Consider the following 15,878-nt stretch of genomic DNA (forward strand, 5'->3'; position numbering starts at 1 on the left):
GCGGCGGCAGCTTTGCAGCGCTGAAATGATTCAATCTATAAGGGCAGCCTAGGCTGCCCTTATTTTTTTTCAAATGCAGGTGTATCGTATTCGCCCTTGGCATCTGTTCTCAGGTGTGTGCGGGCCATCCGGCTCCGCTCTGTTTTATTCTTGAGGTGCTTGCGCTTATGTCCTTTACCCGTCGACAAATACTCGGAGGTCTGGCCGGTCTTGCCGTGGTTGGTTTGGGCGCAGGTGGCGCTTCGCGCTATTGGCTGGGGCGCAGGAATTCCGAGGCGGGCCACGACTACGAGCTGATTGCCGCGCCATTGGATCTGGAGCTGGTGTCTGGCCATCAGACGCCGGCCTGGGCATTCGGTGGCTCTGCGCCGGGCACTGAGTTGCGGGTGCGTCAGGGCGAGTGGCTGCGAGTACGGTTCATCAACAAGCTGCTGGTGCCGACCACGATTCACTGGCACGGGATCCGTTTGCCGCTGGAAATGGACGGCGTGCCGTACGTTTCGCAGCTGCCTGTGTTGCCGGGGGAGTATTTCGATTACAGGTTTCGCGTGCCGGACGCTGGCAGCTACTGGTATCACCCACATGTGAATAGCAGTGAAGAGTTGGGTCGCGGGCTGGTCGGGCCGTTGATCGTCGAAGAGCGTGAGCCGACCGGTTTCCTGCATGAGCGGACCCTGAGCCTGAAAAGCTGGCATGTTGACGAAGAGGGGGCGTTCACCGCTTTCAGTGTGCCTCGTGAAGCCGCGCGCGGCGGTACGGCGGGGCGATTATCGACTATTAATGGCGTGCCGCAGGCCGTCATTGACTTGCCTGCCGGGCAGATTGTCCGGGTCAGGCTACTCAATCTCGACAATACCCTGACTTATCGCCTGAACATGCCCGGTGTCGAGGCGCAGATCTACGCGCTGGACGGTAATCCGGTCAAGCCACGGCCGTTGGGTAAGGAATATTGGCTGGGGCCGGGCATGCGCATTTGTCTGGCGATCAAGGCGCCAGCGGCGGGTGAAGAGATTTCGCTGCGCAATGGTCCGGTACGTCTGGGAACCTTTCGTTCGGTTGCCAACAGCGACGCAGCTGGCGAATGGCCTCCGGCGTTGCCGGTCAATCCGGTTTCCGAACCTGACATGGCTAGCGCCGAGAAGCTCAACTTCAATTTCGAATGGGTGGGCTCCGTGTCGGTGAATGTCGACAATGGTGCACCACCGAGCTTGTGGCAGATCAATGGCAAGGCATGGGATATCACCGACAAGACCTGCGCCGACCGGCCCATCGCCAAGCTGCAAAAGGGTAGAAGCTACATCTTCGAGTTGAAGAACATGACCCAGTATCAGCACCCGATCCACTTGCACGGCATGAGTTTCAAGGTCATCGGGTCGAACCGCAGGACGATCATTCCGTACTTCACCGACACCTACCTGCTCGGTAAAAACGAGCGGGCACGTGTCGCGCTGGTAGCCGATAATCCGGGCGTGTGGATGTTCCACTGCCATGTGATCGACCACATGGAAACCGGGCTAATGGCCGCAATAGAGGTGTCCTGATGAGGCAGTCGCAGATTATTGATCGCAGTCAGGATCAACATTTCATGCGTGAGGCAATGGCGCTGGCCTCGCAGGGCGCAGCCTTGGGTGAAGTGCCCGTGGGCGCAATAGTGGTGCAGAACGGCGAAATTTTCGGACGCGGGTTCAATTGCCCTATCAGCGGCAGCGACCCCAGCGCCCACGCCGAGATGGTCGCCATTCGCTCCGCAGCTCAGGCGCTCAGTAATTATCGGCTACCGGGCAGCACCCTCTACGTCACCCTCGAACCGTGCAGCATGTGCGCGGGCCTGATTGTGCATTCACGCATCGCTCGTGTGGTGTACGGTGCGCTCGAACCCAAGGCCGGTATTGTTCAGAGTCAGGGGCAGTTTTTCAGTCAGGCCTTTCTCAACCATCGGGTGTTGTTCGAAGGGGGGGTGCTGGCGGAGGAATGCGGGAGGATGCTGAGTGAGTTCTTCAAGATGCGCCGGGCGAAGAGTTGAGTTCGCTGGCGCGATAGGCCTGAGCCGACGCTTAAAGCGTCGGGTTTTCTTCAGTCGGTTTGGTCTTGTCCACGCCCGGCACATGCAGGTTGCCGTCGGCGACCTGACTGCCTTCAAGCTGCGGCTGGGTGACCCATGTGAGGATGTCGTAATAGCGACGGATGTTGGCGACAAAGTGCACGGGTTCGCCGCCTCGGGCATAACCGTAACGGGTTTTGCTGAACCATTTTTTTTGCGCTAGACGCGGTAACATTTTTTTTACGTCCAGCCATTTATTTGGATTCAGGCCTTCGTTCTCGGCCAATTTGCGCGCATCGTCCAGATGACCGCTACCGACGTTATAGGCCGCAAGTGCTAACCATGTACGGTCAGGTTCCTGAATCTTGTCGTCCAACTGATCCTTCATGTAGGCAAAGTACTTTGAGCCGCCGTCGATGCTTTGCTTGGCATCCAACCGGTTGGACACACCCATGGCCTGCGCCGTGTTTTGGGTCAGCATCATCAAACCCCGTACGCCGGTTTTTGACGTGACGCTGGGCTGCCATAACGATTCCTGATAACCGATGGCAGCCAGCAATCGCCAATCCACCTGCTCTTCCTTGCCTGCCGACCGGAAATGTTTTTCATAGTGCGGCAAACGCTGCTGAAGGTGTTGGGCGAAGGTGTAGGCCCCCATGTATCCAAGGACGTCGACATGCCCGTAATAGCGATCTTTCAAGCGCTGTAGCGTGCCGTTCTTCTCGACTTTGTCGAGGAAGTTGTTGATCTCGTTCAGCAGGCTGTTGTCTTCGCCCAGCGCGACGGCCCAGCGCTGATCACGGCTATCGCCCAGGTCGAAGGCAACGCGCACGTTCGGGAAGTACACCTGATTCATTGCCAATTCATTGGAGTCGACCAGGGTCAGGTCAATTTGGCCCTCATCCACCATGCGCAGCAGATCGACCACTTCCACTGCGTCGGACTCTTCGTACTCCAGTGTCGGCATTTTCAGTTTCAGTGCGGCCAGCTGTTCGGCATGGCTGCTGCCCTTGAGCACCATGATCTTCTTTCCGATCAAATCGCCAGCGTCGGTCGGGCGCGACTGGCCGTTGCGGTAGATGATCTGGGGGGTGACTTGCAGGTACGGATGGGAAAAACGGGCTTGCAGCTTGCGTGTGTCGGTAGCGACCAGGCCCGCAGCAGCCAGCACTGGGCCTCCGGGCTTCTGCAACTGATCGAATAAATCATCAAGATTGTCGGCGGTTTCGATCTTCAGTTCGACCCCAAGATCCTTGGCGAAGCGCTTGACCAGCTCGTATTCGAAACCGGTTTCACCGTTGCGATCCTGGAAATAAGTGGCCGGGCTGTTACGAGTGACCACGCGCAGAATGCCGTCCTCCTTGACTCGCTCCAGTGTGTTGGGTTTATCAACACAGGCGCCGAGCATTAGGAAGAGTCCGGTTGCGATGAGCCATTTGGCACAGCGCGGGCGGAAAGCGGATTGGGAAAACATAGGTGCAGTATACTCAAAGGACCCCGACCGCCATATCTCGACAGTGAGGGCCTTGTCTGATAGAGCGGAGTCGTTCTCGGGTCACCGACATCAGGCGATGCTGGAAACCACCGTTCTGGGTGCTGAAAGGGGCGGTTTAGGCTAGAATGTATGGCCTCAAAGCACACCCCTTCCCGAGGCTGTCCCGAAGATGTTGATCCTGCGCGGTGCTCCTGCCCTTTCTGCCTTCCGCCACAGCAAATTACTTGAGCAGCTGAAACAAAAAGTTTCAGCTGTCAGTGGCTTGTACGCTGAATTCGCCCACTTCGCTGAGGTCACTGGCGTTCTGACCGATGAAGAACAGCAGGTCCTTGCCCGCCTTCTGAAATACGGCCCGAGTGTGCCGGTTCAAGAGCCGAGCGGCCGGCTGTTTCTGGTGTTGCCGCGTTTTGGCACTATCTCACCCTGGTCGAGCAAGGCCAGCGATATTGCCCGCAACTGCGGTCTGGCAAAAATTCAGCGCCTTGAGCGCGGTATCGCTTTCTATGTAGAAGGCCAGTTCAGCGACGTCGAGGCCGAGCTGATTGCTGGCGCTCTGCATGACCGCATGACGCAGCTGGTGTTGGGCACGCTGGAACAGGCCGCCAGTCTGTTCCGCCATGCCGAACCCAAGCCGCTGACGGCCATCGATGTTCTGGGTGGCGGTCGCGTGGCGCTGGAAAAAGCCAACATCGAGCTGGGCCTGGCCCTGGCCGATGATGAAATCGATTATTTGGTGACCAGCTTCGAGACATTGGGGCGCAATCCCCATGACATCGAATTGATGATGTTCGCCCAGGCCAACTCTGAGCATTGCCGCCACAAAATCTTCAATGCCAGCTGGGATATCGACGGCCAGAACCAGGAAAAAAGCCTGTTCGGCATGATCAAGAACACTTTCCAGATGCATGGCGAAGGTGTCCTCTCTGCCTATAAGGACAACGCTGCGGTCATCGAAGGCCCTGTGGCGGGTCGTTTCTTCCCGAACCCTGAAACCCGTCAGTACGGCGCGGTGCAGGAGCCGGTGCACATCTTGATGAAGGTCGAGACCCACAACCACCCAACCGCGATTGCTCCGTTCCCGGGTGCCTCTACCGGCTCCGGCGGCGAGATTCGTGACGAGGGTGCGACCGGTCGCGGCGCCAAGCCAAAAGCCGGCCTGACCGGTTTTACCGTGTCGAACCTGCTGATTCCCGGTTTTGAACAGCCGTGGGAAGTGCCTTACGGCAAACCCGAGCGCATCGTGACGGCGCTGGACATCATGCTTGAAGGCCCGCTGGGCGGCGCGGCGTTCAACAACGAATTTGGGCGTCCGGCCCTGACCGGTTACTTCCGCACCTTCGAACAATCGATCAGCACCCCGCACGGCGATGAAGTCCGTGGTTACCACAAGCCGATCATGCTGGCTGGCGGTATGGGCAACATCCGTGATGAACACGTACAGAAAGCCGAGATCACTGTCGGCTCCAAGCTGATCGTGCTCGGTGGTCCGGCCATGTTGATTGGTCTGGGTGGCGGTGCAGCGTCATCGATGGCGACCGGCACCAGCTCGGCGGATCTGGATTTTGCTTCGGTTCAGCGTGAAAACCCTGAAATGGAGCGTCGCTGTCAGGAAGTGATCGACCGTTGCTGGCAGTTGGGCGATCAAAACCCGATCAGCTTTATCCATGACGTCGGCGCGGGCGGTCTGTCCAATGCCTTCCCTGAACTGGTCAACGATGGCGGACGAGGCGGTCGTTTCGAGCTGCGCAACATTCCAAATGACGAGCCGGGCATGGCCCCGCTGGAAATCTGGAGCAACGAATCACAAGAACGTTATGTGATGGCGGTTGGCGCTGCGGATTTCGAGCGCTTCAAAGCCATTTGCGAACGTGAGCGTTGCCCGTTTGCCGTCGTCGGTGAAGCCACTGCCGAGCCGCAACTGACGGTGACCGACAGCCACTTCGGCAACAGCCCGGTGGACATGCCGCTGGAAGTGCTGCTGGGCAAGGCGCCGCGCATGCACCGTTCGGCGACTCGCGAAAGCGAACTGGGCGATGATTTCGACCCGAGCACCCTGGATATCGACGAGTGTGTGCAGCGCGTTTTGCATCACCCGGCCGTCGCCAGCAAAAGCTTCCTGATCACCATCGGCGACCGGACCATCACCGGTCTGGTTGCTCGCGATCAAATGGTAGGTCCGTGGCAAGTGCCCGTGGCCGACTGTGCCGTGACTGCTACCAGTTTCGATGTGAACACCGGTGAAGCCATGGCCATGGGCGAGCGTACGCCGCTGGCGCTGCTGGACGCTCCGGCGTCCGGGCGTATGGCGATTGGCGAGACCCTGACCAACATCGTCGCTTCACGCATTGCGAAAATTTCCGACATCAAACTGTCGGCCAACTGGATGTCCGCTGCCGGTCACCCCGGTGAAGACGCCCGTTTGTATGACACAGTGAAAGCGGTTGGCATGGAGTTGTGCCCTGAACTGGGCATCACCATCCCGGTGGGCAAGGACTCAATGTCCATGAAAACCCAGTGGCGCGATGACGGCACCGAGAAGAGCGTGACGTCGCCGCTGTCGTTGATCGTGACCGGCTTTGCCCCGGTGGTCGACATCCGCCAGACCCTGACGCCAGAGCTGCGCATGGACAAGGGCGAAACCGATCTGATCCTGATTGATCTGGGTCGTGGTCAGAACCGCATGGGCGCCTCGATTCTCGCCCAGGTTCACGGCAAGTTGGGTCGTGTCGCACCCGACGTGGATGATGCTGAAGACCTCAAGGCGTTCTTCGCTGTGATCCAGGGTCTGAATGCTGACGGCCACTTGCTGGCTTATCACGACCGTTCCGACGGTGGTCTGTTGGTTACCACTCTGGAAATGGCCTTCGCCGGCCACTGCGGTTTGAACCTGTACCTGGACAGCCTGGCAGAAACCTCCGCCGAACTGGCAGCCATCCTGTTCAACGAAGAGCTGGGCGCAGTGATTCAGGTTCACCAGGATGATACGCCGGTGGTGCTTGCGCAGTTCAGCGCGGCCGGGCTTCAGGATTGCGTCGCGGTCATCGGTCAGCCGGTGAACAACGATGAAGTGGCGGTCAGCTTCAACGGTGATCCGGTGTTTGCCGGTCAACGTCGTTCGCTGCAACGTCAGTGGGCCGAGACCAGTTATCAAATCCAGCGTCTGCGTGACAACGTCGAATGCGCCGAGCAAGAGTTCGACGTACTGCTTGAAGAAGACAACCCTGGCCTGAGTATCAAGCTGGGCTTCGATGTGAACGAAAACATCAGCGCGCCGTACATCAAGAAAGGCATTCGTCCGCAAGTGGCGGTTCTGCGTGAGCAGGGCGTCAACGGTCAGGTCGAGATGGCGGCGGCGTTCGATCGCGCCGGCTTCAACGCCATCGACGTACACATGAGCGATATTCTTGCCGGTAGCGTTGATCTGAATGAGTTCAAAGGTCTGGTGGCCTGCGGTGGTTTCTCCTACGGCGACGTGCTCGGCGCGGGCGAAGGCTGGGCCAAGTCGGCCCTGTTCAACAGTCGCGCGCGGGATGCTTTCCAGAACTTCTTCGAGCGTCAGGACAGCTTCACCCTTGGCGTGTGTAACGGTTGCCAGATGTTGTCCAACCTTCGCGAACTGGTTCCAGGCAGCGAGTTCTGGCCTCACTTCGTGCGCAACCGCTCTGAGCAGTTCGAAGCACGGGTAGCGATGGTTCAGGTTCAGGAATCAGCGTCGATCTTCCTACAGGGTATGGCCGGTTCGCGCATGCCGATCGCCATTGCTCACGGTGAGGGTCTGGCTGAGTTCCGCAACGAAAACGCGTTGCTCGAAGCTGATGTGTCCGGATGTGTAGCCATGCGGTTTGTCGACAACCATGGCAAGGTCACCGAAACCTACCCTGCCAACCCGAACGGTTCGCCGCGCGGGATTACGGGTCTCACCAGCCGTGACGGTCGCGTCACCATCATGATGCCGCACCCTGAGCGTGTGTTCCGTGCCGTACAGAACTCCTGGTGTCCGGAAGAGTGGGATGAAGACGGCGCCTGGATGCGCATGTTCCGTAATGCGCGGGTATGGGTGAACTGACAGACAACGGTCGAGCCATGTACAAGCTCAGCTTCTTCGTTCCACCGAGCCATGTAGAGGTGGTCAAGAGTGCCGTATTCGCCGCAGGTGCCGGGCGAATCGGGGCTTACGACAACTGCTCATGGCAGGTGCTGGGTCAAGGCCAGTTTCGCCCGCTGGACGGCAGTCAGCCGTTTATTGGGCAGGCAGGCGAGATCGAGCAGGTGGAGGAATGGAAGGTCGAGTTGGTAGTGGCTGACGAGTTGATCGCTCAGGCAGTGATGGCTCTAAAGCAGAGCCATCCCTATGAAACGCCAGCTTACGAAGTATGGAAGCTGGCGGATTTCTGAATCAGCCGGACCAGATTCATGTTGCCTCTGGCCGGCAGACAGTAGGCGCTGACCGGGCTGCGATGGAGTACAAAGCGGTCCTGCAGTGCCTACAGAATGGCGGAGTACTGAGCCGGGAGGTATCAGGGAGGACGCCGCGTCAATCAGAATAGTCAGGGGCGGATCTCGACCATGGTGCCGTCTTTGACCAGATCCCAGAGCTCGCGCATGTCGGTATTTTTCATGGCGATGCAGCCGTCGGTCCAGTCCAGGGTCTGGAAATACCACTCCGGGTAATCATCGTTGACCGGCGTGCCGTGGATCATGATCATGCTGCCCGGGCTGACGCCATCGCGTCGGGCGCGCGCCGAGTCGCTGATGTTCGGGTAGGAGATATGCATCGACAGGTTGTAACTGTCGCTGACCTTGCGCCAGTCCAGCCAGTAAAGACCTTCCGGGGTGCGCTTGTCGCCTTCTCGAAGCTTTTGCCCCTTGGGCACTTTACCCAGCGAAATGCGGTAGGTCTTGAGCGCCGCGCCGTCGCTGATCAACTGCAGTTGATGTGCCGATTTCAGAATCAGTATTTTATCGATGTTTTGAGCAGCGATGCTGTGCGTGTTGATGACTGCTCCACCAATGAACCTCTGTTCACTGCCCTTGGGCAGTCTGGTTTCGGTGAATGCAGCTTGAGACAGCGGAACGACGCAACTACATAAAAGGGCAAGCAACCAACGCATCGAAACGGTATCCCTGAGCAATGTATGGGCAGCGCTACACGCGCTGCCCGCGGAGTAATTAGGTCTTTTTTATCTGCTGCAACGGTGCCAGAGACTCAGTTCGCACTGGGTAGACCTGCTGGATCCGGTCGGCAAAGAAGCATTCTAAGGTACGTTTTACCGTCATGAAAGCCAGCTCGGACCATGGAATGTCAGCCTCGTCGAAAAGCCGCACCTCCAGGCTCTCTACCCCGGCGGCAAACTCCAGATCTACCAGCTCGGCGCGATAAAACACGTGTACCTGACTGATGTGCGGTACATCGACCAGCATGTACAGGCTCAGGTTGCGCAGCGTGGCGCAGGCTTCTTCCGCCGTTTCGCGGCGGGCGGCCTGTTCGACCGTTTCCCCGTTTTCCATGAAACCGGCTGGTAAGGTCCAGTACCCCATGCGCGGCTCGATGGCGCGACGGCATAGAAGCACCTGCGAGCCCCAGATTGGCAGGCTCCCGGCGACGATATTAGGGTTCTGATAATGGACGGTCTGGCAATGCTCGCAGACGTAACGTAAGCGGCTATCGCCTTCGGGGATGCGCTGAATGACCGGGTTGCCGCACTGGCTGCAGAATTTCATGCTGAACGTCGATTCCTGAAATCAGTCGCTATCTTGGCGTGCCGCACCGGGGTCGGCAAGCTGAGCTTACACAAGCAGGTCCAATCAGTTGCCGGGTTGTCCTACAAGGGGTTGGGCGTATCGCCGCTTTGGTGCATTATGCCAGTTAGGCAACAGATCGAGATTTCCCATGCTGGACGAGCTACTTCGCCGTGTAAGCAGTCATACGCCGCGTACTCTGGAAACGGATCGACGTTTCCCCGAGGCCGCTGTCCTAGTGCCCATCACTCGGAGTGATGAGCCGGAGTTGATCCTGACCCTGCGCGCCAGCGGGCTTTCGACCCATGGCGGCGAAGTCGCCTTCCCTGGTGGGCGGCGTGATCCCGAAGACCCGGACCTGATTTTTACGGCCTTGCGTGAGGCCGAGGAAGAAATCGGTCTGCCGCCTGGTCTGGTCGAGGTGATCGGCCCGCTCAGTCCGTTGATCTCTTTGCACGGAATCAGGGTCACGCCTTACGTAGGCATCATCCCTGACTTTGTCGAATACCAGGCCAACGATGCCGAGATTGCGGCTGTCTTCAGCGTGCCTCTGGCGTTCTTTCGCGAGGACCCGCGTGAGCATACTCACCGTATCGATTACCAGGGTCGTAGTTGGTATGTGCCCAGCTATCGTTTCGGTGAATTCAAAATATGGGGTCTGACAGCGATCATGATCGTCGAACTGGTCAATGTGCTGTACGACGCCGACATCAGCCTGCACACGCCGCCTGAGCGTTTTATCAATATTTGATACTTACCCACGGCCTGCGGGCCATGAGGAAACCACTATGAAATATCGCTTGGGAGATTCCCATGTCGACACTCATCCGCAAAGCTGGGTTGCGCCTACTGCCACCCTGATTGGCAAGGTCAAGCTCGAAGCCGGTGCCAGCGTTTGGTTTGGCGCCGTATTGCGTGGCGACAACGAGCTGATCCATATCGGTGAGAACAGCAACGTACAAGATGGCACGGTGATGCACACCGACATGGGGTCGCCGCTGATCATCGGCAAAAATGTCACCATCGGCCATAACGTCATGCTGCATGGCTGCACCGTGGGCGATTGCAGCTTGATCGGCATCAATTCGGTCATCCTTAACGGTGCCAAGATCGGCAACTATTGCATCATCGGCGCCAACTCGCTGATTGGCGAGGGCAAGGAGATCCCCGACGGCTCACTGGTCATGGGCTCGCCCGGCAAAGTGGTGCGTGAACTGACGGACGCGCAGAAAAAAATGCTTGAAGCCAGTGCTGCGCATTACGTGCACAACGCCCAGCGCTATGCGCGTGATCTGGCCCCGCAGGAAGACTGATGAGTGTCGAGCGACCGGTTGCTTCGCCGTGTGTGAATATTTGCGCGCTGGACGAGGCGGACATCTGTCTGGGCTGCCAGCGCACCGTTGAGGAAATTACCCGCTGGAGTCGCATGGACAATACTGAGCGCCGCGTGGTGCTTGGACGCTGTCATGAGCGAGCGCGGGACAGTGGCATGCTGTGGACGGTGGGTGTGAAAACCACTCCTTGATTCTGGCGCCTCACTTTTTCGGGACGAGGCCCAAGTGATCGGCTTCGTGGTAAATTGCGCGCCTTTCTTCTCCCCATGAGTCGCCCACCAATGGCGGGCTGGCTCGATGATCTGCTCCACGAGGACCTGAGATGACTCAAATCGGAACGCCACTGTCGCCTACCGCGACGCGCGTATTGCTCTGCGGTTGCGGCGAGCTTGGCAAGGAGGTGGTGATCGAACTGCAACGCCTGGGCGTCGAAGTGATCGCTGTTGACCGTTATGCCAACGCGCCAGCCATGCAGGTCGCGCATCGTAGTCATGTAATCAACATGCTCGACGGTGCCGCCTTGCGCGCAGTGATCGAGGCCGAGAAGCCGCATTATATCGTCCCGGAAATCGAAGCCATTGCGACCGCGACCCTGGTCGAGCTGGAGTCCGAAGGTTTTACCGTGATCCCCACTGCCCGGGCAGCTCTGTTGACGATGAACCGCGAAGGCATTCGTCGTCTGGCCGCTGAAGAACTGGATCTGCCTACTTCGCCGTATCATTTCGCCGACACCTTTGAAGACTACCGTCAGGCGGTTGAGAACCTCGGTTTCCCGTGTGTGGTCAAGCCGGTGATGAGTTCATCGGGTAAAGGCCAAAGCCTGCTCAAAAGCACTGACGACGTGCAAGGTGCCTGGGATTACGCGCAGGAAGGCGGCCGTGCCGGTAAGGGTCGTGTAATCATCGAGGGGTTCATCGATTTCGATTACGAAATCACCCTGCTGACCGTGCGCCATATTGGCGGCACTACCTTCTGTGCGCCGGTCGGGCATCGTCAGGAGAAGGGCGACTATCAGGAATCCTGGCAGCCGCAGGTCATGAGCCCGGTTGCTTTGGCTGAGTCCGAGCGGGTTGCACGCGCCGTGACCGAGGCCTTGGGTGGCCGTGGTCTGTTTGGCGTCGAGTTGTTCATCAAGGGTGATCAGGTCTGGTTCAGCGAAGTCTCTCCGCGTCCACATGACACCGGTCTGGTGACCCTGATCTCTCAGGACCTGTCGCAGTTCGCGCTGCATGCGCGGGCGATCCTCGGCCTGCCTATCCCCTTGATCCGTCAGTTCGGACCCTCGGCTTCGGCAGTGATTCTGGTGGAAGGCAAATCCACGCAAACCAGTTTCGCCAACCTGGGTGCTGCCTTGAGCGAGCCCGACACCGCGTTACGCCTGTTCGGCAAACCGGAAGTCAATGGTCAGCGGCGCATGGGTGTGGCCCTGGCTCGCGACGAGACCATCGAAGCCGCCCGCGCCAAAGCGACGCGTGCGTCCAAAGCGGTGAAGGTTCAGCTATAACTGCAACTGCAACTGCAACTGCAACTGCGAATTGCCTGACGCTGTGCGTCAGGCAATTCGGTCCAGATCGTTTTCCCGCGTCTCTTTCAGGCATAGCACAGCGATCAAGCTGAGCAAAGCTGCTGCCGACACATACCCGCCAACCCAGCTCAAGCCGCCCATCGCCACCAGTTTCTGGGCGAAGAAGGGCGCCACTGACGCCCCCACGATACCGCCCAGGTTGTACGCCGCAGATGCGCCGGTATAACGCACACGCGTCGGAAACAGTTCAGGCAGCATCGCGCCCATTGGGGCGAAGGTCACGCCCATCAGGAACAGTTCGATGCAAAGGAACAGCGCAACGGCCCATGTAGTGCCGTAAGTCAGCAAGGGTTCCATGGTGAAGCCAGACAGGATCGCCAGCACACCGCCAATGATCAGCACCGGTTTGCGCCCGAAACGGTCGCTGGCCCAGGCCGCCAGGGGTGTGGCTGCGGCCATGAACAGTACGGCAAAGCACAGCAGGCCAAGGAACGTCTCGCGACTGTAACCGAGGGTCGATACGCCGTAGCTCAGGGAGAACACAGTCGAGATATAGAACAGCGCGTAGCACACCACCATTGATGCCGCGCCCAGCAGCATAGGGCGCCAGTATTGGCTAAGGAGTTCCGCCAAGGGCATCTTGACCCGCTCGTGTCGGGCGATGGCGTTGGCGAAGATCGGCGTTTCCTCAAGCTTGAGCCTTACGTACAGGCCGACCATCACCAGTAACGCGCTGAGCAAAAACGGAACGCGCCAGCCCCAGGAGCGGAACTGTTCGTCATTCAGCGTCATGGCCAGGGTCAGGAACAACCCGTTAGCCGCCAGGAACCCAATCGATGGACCCAGTTGCGGGAACATGCCAAACCAGGCGCGCTTGCCCTTGGGGGCGTTTTCGGTAGCGAGCAATGCCGCGCCGCCCCATTCGCCGCCCAGCCCCAGCCCTTGGCCGAAACGCAATACGCACAACAGAATCGGGGCCCAGGCGCCAATCGTGGCATAGCCCGGCAGCACGCCAATCAGGGTGGTGCAGATGCCCATCAGCAAGAGCGAGGCCACCAATGTCGATTTGCGGCCGACACGGTCGCCAAAATGGCCGAATAAGGCCGAGCCCAGCGGCCGCGCAAGAAAGGCGATGCCGAAGGTCAGAAACGCCGACATCATTTGTGCGGTGCCCGACGTCTGCGGGAAGAATACCGGGCCGATGACCAGCGCGGCAGCTGTGGCGTACACGTAAAAATCGTAGAACTCGATGGCGGTGCCAATGAAGCTGGCAACGGCCACGCGCCGGACCGAGTTGGCCGGTTTGGTCGCTGCGGCATCGTGCTCGAAAGTGGTGCTATTGGTCATCCGAATGTCCCTGTTGGATTTTTGTTTTTATGATGTCGCCAAGGTTCAGCGAGTGGCGCTTTTTCGGGTGCGGCGGTGAACAGTCGGCGTGATCGGGAAGCGCTTAAACGGCGGCGCGAGTGCTGCTGTTCTGCCACATCAGGACTCGGGTGACCCGATTGTCTTCGGTTTCGAGAATTTCCAGACGGTATGGCCCGATTTTCACGCATACCGAGCTGTCTGGAATGGTTTCCAGTGCTTCGGTGACCAGGCCATTGAGGGTTTTTGGGCCATCGGAAGGCAAGTGCCAGCCGAGACTTTTGTTCAATTCGCGAATCGACGCAGCGCCATCAATCACCAGGCGACCGTCGGTTTGCGGGTGGATATGCGGATTGTCGAAGCTCTGTTCGTTTTCAAACTCACCGACGATTTCTTCAAGGATGTCTTCCAGGCTGACAATGCCAAGCACTTCGCCGTACTCGTCGACGACCACGCCCAGGCGGCGCTGTTGCTTGTGAAAATTCAGCAGTTGCAGTTGCAGCGGGGTGCTTTCCGGGACGAAATAAGGATCGTAGCAAGCCTCGATCAGGTCTTCTTTGGTCAGGTCGGCATGCGGCAGCAAATGGCTGATCTGGCGTGTATTGAGTACACCTTCCACTTGGTTGATATCGTTGTGGTACACCGGCAGCCGCGTATGGCGGGAGATGATCAGTTGTTCGATGATGCGCTGGATCGGGTCATCCAGATTGATGCCGTCGACTTCGCTACGCGGTACCAGAATGTCGTTCACGGTAATGCTGTCCAGCGCGTGAATGCCCGATAGTACATGTGAGCGGCTGGGCTGGTTATCCTGCTGGCCGTCATGGAGCAAGACCGTCAGCGGTACTTCATTGTCCTTTTTGCGGGCGTTCGGTTTGTCGCGGATACCGAAGGGTCGCAGTAGCGTGCAGGCGATGGCGGAGAACAGCCAGGCCAAGGGAGAGAGTAGCTTCATGGGCAAGCGCAGAGTGCTGTTACCCAGCATCAATATCGCTTCCGGGTAACGTGCCGCCAGGGTGCGCGGTATGAATTCGGCAAAGATCAACAGCACACTGCTGACGCCGATCCACGCCAGCGTAGGCCCGTTGTTGTACCAGAAGTGCAGCGCCAACAGCATGCTGATGATGGTGATCAGTACTTTGATCAGGGTATTGCTCAGGATCAGGCTGCCCAGCTCAAACGCCAGTTTGGGCATGGAGGTGTCAGTAGCGCGACCGTTCGGACGCACAGCCTTGAGGTACTGGTGTGCGGCGTCTACCGCAGTGAGCAGGCCGGACCAAAGAATCAGCAGGGTCAATACACCAAACATCGGGCCGATGGGCAGGTTATTCATGATCAACGCCCGTCAGATGTGCAGAATGAATTCGCGTACCAGCTTGCTGCCGAAATACGCCAGCATCAGCAGGCAGAAACCGCCTAGGGTCCAGCGAATTGCCTTGTGTCCGCGCCAGCCGAGACGGTTGCGTCCCCACAGCAGCACGCTGAAAACCACCCAGGCCAGGCAGGCGAGGAGTGTTTTGTGCACCAAGTGCTGGGCGAACAGATTTTCGACAAACAGCCAGCCCGAGATCAGTGACAGCGAGAGCAGGCCCCATCCTGCCCAGAGGAAACCAAACAGCAGACTTTCCATGGTTTGCAGTGGCGGGAAGTTCTTGATCAGTCCGGACGGACGTTTGTGTTTGAGTTGGTGATCTTGCACCAGTACCAGCAAGGCCTGAAACACCGCGATGGTGAACATGCCGTATGCCAGGATCGACAGCAGAATGTGGGCCAGAATGCCCGGTGCTTCATCGATGGGCTGGACCGTACCGGTGGGCGCGAACTGTGCTAGCAGCACCGTCGCCAGCCCGAGCGGGAACAGCAGCACCAGCAGGTTCTCCACGGGTATTCGCGCACAGGCGAGCATGGTCAGGGCAATAACAGCGACCGCGATCAGGCTCGCGGCACTGAAAAAGTCCAGGCCCAGGCCGACGGGTGTAATCAGCTGGGTGTAAAGACTGAGCCCGTGAGCGATTACAGCGAAGCCGCCGAGCAGGCAAAGTAGACGTTTATCCACCTTTGCACCTTGGCGCAGGCGGATGCTTTGATAAAGGGTCGCAGCGGCATATAAGCAGGCGGCGGCGAGACTGGGAAGCAAGCTGGGTGACAAGGGAAGCATAAATCCTGTTAGGCAAGCCCGAAAGACGCTGAGTTTGGCATAGAACCGACATTTCACGAAAGACTACAGAAGCAGACTCGATGGTGTCCGTCCAGCAGAGTCTTCGCTATAATCCGTCACCTGCTCAAGTCGCAGGCTCGTCGAACACTGTTTTTAGCCGTTGTTTTCAACAACGGGCCACCACGAGCCGGACCGCACCAACCGGGGTTCAACTAGAGCCT

14 protein-coding genes are annotated in these 15,878 nt (G+C 58.5%); 8 read left to right on the forward strand and 6 right to left on the reverse strand.

Translation table 11 applies throughout. From position 1 onward, the window contains the following. Window positions 1–167 precede the first annotated feature (167 nt). Entirely contained in the window at window positions 168–1,541 is a 1,374-nt protein-coding gene (locus RGU44_RS00825; protein WP_322215221.1) for a multicopper oxidase family protein, read from the forward strand. After that, a complete protein-coding gene (gene tadA / locus RGU44_RS00830) occupies window positions 1,541–2,023 on the forward strand; it encodes a tRNA adenosine(34) deaminase TadA (RefSeq protein ID WP_322215223.1) in 483 nt (160 codons plus the stop codon). Before RGU44_RS00825 ends, tadA begins: the two co-directional genes overlap by 1 nt. Window positions 2,024–2,054: 31 nt before the next feature. Here the strand turns inward: tadA and mltF are convergent, their stop codons facing one another. Then, window positions 2,055–3,515, reverse strand: coding sequence for a membrane-bound lytic murein transglycosylase MltF (gene mltF, locus RGU44_RS00835; protein ID WP_322178147.1), 1,461 nt, complete (start codon window positions 3,513–3,515; stop codon window positions 2,055–2,057). 190 nt (window positions 3,516–3,705) lie between these two features. Between mltF and purL the strand changes: the two genes are divergently transcribed. Both purL and RGU44_RS00845 read left to right on the forward strand, forming a co-directional pair. After that, complete coding sequence (purL, locus tag RGU44_RS00840; RefSeq protein ID WP_322215224.1) at window positions 3,706–7,602, forward strand: phosphoribosylformylglycinamidine synthase; 3,897 nt, start codon at window positions 3,706–3,708, stop codon at window positions 7,600–7,602. A 17-nt stretch (window positions 7,603–7,619) separates the two neighbouring features. Continuing rightward, on the forward strand, window positions 7,620–7,931 hold the full coding sequence (locus RGU44_RS00845) for a YqfO family protein (protein WP_322183052.1): 312 nt from the start codon (window positions 7,620–7,622) through the stop codon (window positions 7,929–7,931). A 152-nt stretch (window positions 7,932–8,083) separates the two neighbouring features. Here RGU44_RS00845 and RGU44_RS00850 read toward each other — a convergent pair whose 3' ends face one another. Together RGU44_RS00850 and RGU44_RS00855 are read right to left on the reverse strand one after the other, a co-directional pair. Further along, a complete protein-coding gene (locus RGU44_RS00850; RefSeq protein WP_322178149.1) occupies window positions 8,084–8,647 on the reverse strand; it encodes a L,D-transpeptidase family protein in 564 nt (187 codons plus the stop codon). A 58-nt stretch (window positions 8,648–8,705) separates the two neighbouring features. Then, window positions 8,706–9,257 carry an NUDIX hydrolase gene (locus RGU44_RS00855; protein WP_322178150.1) on the reverse strand — a complete coding sequence of 184 codons (552 nt, stop codon included), beginning with the start codon at window positions 9,255–9,257 and terminating at the stop codon, window positions 8,706–8,708. Window positions 9,258–9,426: 169 nt separating this feature from the next. Between RGU44_RS00855 and RGU44_RS00860 the strand changes: the two genes are divergently transcribed. From RGU44_RS00860 to purT, 4 genes are all read left to right on the forward strand, one after another. Beyond that, window positions 9,427–10,026 carry a CoA pyrophosphatase gene (locus RGU44_RS00860; RefSeq protein ID WP_322178151.1) on the forward strand — a complete coding sequence of 200 codons (600 nt, stop codon included), beginning with the start codon at window positions 9,427–9,429 and terminating at the stop codon, window positions 10,024–10,026. A gap of 37 nt (window positions 10,027–10,063) precedes the next feature. Continuing rightward, window positions 10,064–10,588 (forward strand): gamma carbonic anhydrase family protein, encoded by a 525-nt coding sequence (locus RGU44_RS00865; protein WP_322178152.1) that lies wholly within the window; start codon window positions 10,064–10,066, stop codon window positions 10,586–10,588. Then, on the forward strand, window positions 10,585–10,800 hold the full coding sequence (locus RGU44_RS00870; RefSeq protein WP_322183053.1) for a DUF1289 domain-containing protein: 216 nt from the start codon (window positions 10,585–10,587) through the stop codon (window positions 10,798–10,800). Before RGU44_RS00865 ends, RGU44_RS00870 begins: the two co-directional genes overlap by 4 nt. A 131-nt stretch (window positions 10,801–10,931) precedes the next feature. Then, a complete protein-coding gene (gene purT, locus RGU44_RS00875; RefSeq protein WP_322178153.1) occupies window positions 10,932–12,113 on the forward strand; it encodes a formate-dependent phosphoribosylglycinamide formyltransferase in 1,182 nt (393 codons plus the stop codon). 48 nt (window positions 12,114–12,161) lie between these two features. Here the strand turns inward: purT and RGU44_RS00880 are convergent, their stop codons facing one another. The 3 genes from RGU44_RS00880 to RGU44_RS00890 all read right to left on the reverse strand — a co-directional run bounded on the left by RGU44_RS00880 (window position 12,162) and on the right by RGU44_RS00890 (window position 15,657). After that, complete coding sequence (locus tag RGU44_RS00880) at window positions 12,162–13,481, reverse strand: MFS transporter (protein ID WP_322215225.1); 1,320 nt, start codon at window positions 13,479–13,481, stop codon at window positions 12,162–12,164. A gap of 103 nt (window positions 13,482–13,584) precedes the next feature. Further along, the gene (locus tag RGU44_RS00885; RefSeq protein ID WP_322215227.1) at window positions 13,585–14,832 is read right to left on the reverse strand and encodes an HlyC/CorC family transporter; all 1,248 of its coding nucleotides are present in this window, start codon (window positions 14,830–14,832) and stop codon (window positions 13,585–13,587) included. A 12-nt stretch (window positions 14,833–14,844) separates the two neighbouring features. Then, window positions 14,845–15,657: a cytochrome C assembly family protein gene (locus RGU44_RS00890; protein ID WP_322178156.1), complete on the reverse strand. Its 813-nt coding sequence runs from the start codon at window positions 15,655–15,657 to the stop codon at window positions 14,845–14,847. Between the last annotated feature and the right edge of the window lie 221 nt (window positions 15,658–15,878).

This window comes from Pseudomonas sp. 5C2, assembly GCF_034314155.1.
Classification (GTDB): Bacteria; Pseudomonadota; Gammaproteobacteria; order Pseudomonadales; family Pseudomonadaceae; genus Aquipseudomonas.

Coding starts and splice junctions, on each gene's coding strand:
- RGU44_RS00890 (WP_322178156.1), bottom strand. CDS start 15,657: ATGCTTCCCTTGTCACCCAGCTTGCTTCCCAGTCTCGCCGCCGCCTGC.
- tadA (WP_322215223.1), top strand. CDS start 1,541: ATGAGGCAGTCGCAGATTATTGATCGCAGTCAGGATCAACATTTCATG.
- RGU44_RS00845 (WP_322183052.1), top strand. CDS start 7,620: ATGTACAAGCTCAGCTTCTTCGTTCCACCGAGCCATGTAGAGGTGGTC.
- RGU44_RS00825 (WP_322215221.1), top strand. CDS start 168: ATGTCCTTTACCCGTCGACAAATACTCGGAGGTCTGGCCGGTCTTGCC.
- mltF (WP_322178147.1), bottom strand. CDS start 3,515: ATGTTTTCCCAATCCGCTTTCCGCCCGCGCTGTGCCAAATGGCTCATC.
- RGU44_RS00885 (WP_322215227.1), bottom strand. CDS start 14,832: ATGAATAACCTGCCCATCGGCCCGATGTTTGGTGTATTGACCCTGCTG.
- RGU44_RS00850 (WP_322178149.1), bottom strand. CDS start 8,647: ATGCGTTGGTTGCTTGCCCTTTTATGTAGTTGCGTCGTTCCGCTGTCT.
- RGU44_RS00855 (WP_322178150.1), bottom strand. CDS start 9,257: ATGAAATTCTGCAGCCAGTGCGGCAACCCGGTCATTCAGCGCATCCCC.
- purL (WP_322215224.1), top strand. CDS start 3,706: ATGTTGATCCTGCGCGGTGCTCCTGCCCTTTCTGCCTTCCGCCACAGC.
- RGU44_RS00865 (WP_322178152.1), top strand. CDS start 10,064: ATGAAATATCGCTTGGGAGATTCCCATGTCGACACTCATCCGCAAAGC.
- RGU44_RS00880 (WP_322215225.1), bottom strand. CDS start 13,481: ATGACCAATAGCACCACTTTCGAGCACGATGCCGCAGCGACCAAACCG.
- RGU44_RS00860 (WP_322178151.1), top strand. CDS start 9,427: ATGCTGGACGAGCTACTTCGCCGTGTAAGCAGTCATACGCCGCGTACT.
- purT (WP_322178153.1), top strand. CDS start 10,932: ATGACTCAAATCGGAACGCCACTGTCGCCTACCGCGACGCGCGTATTG.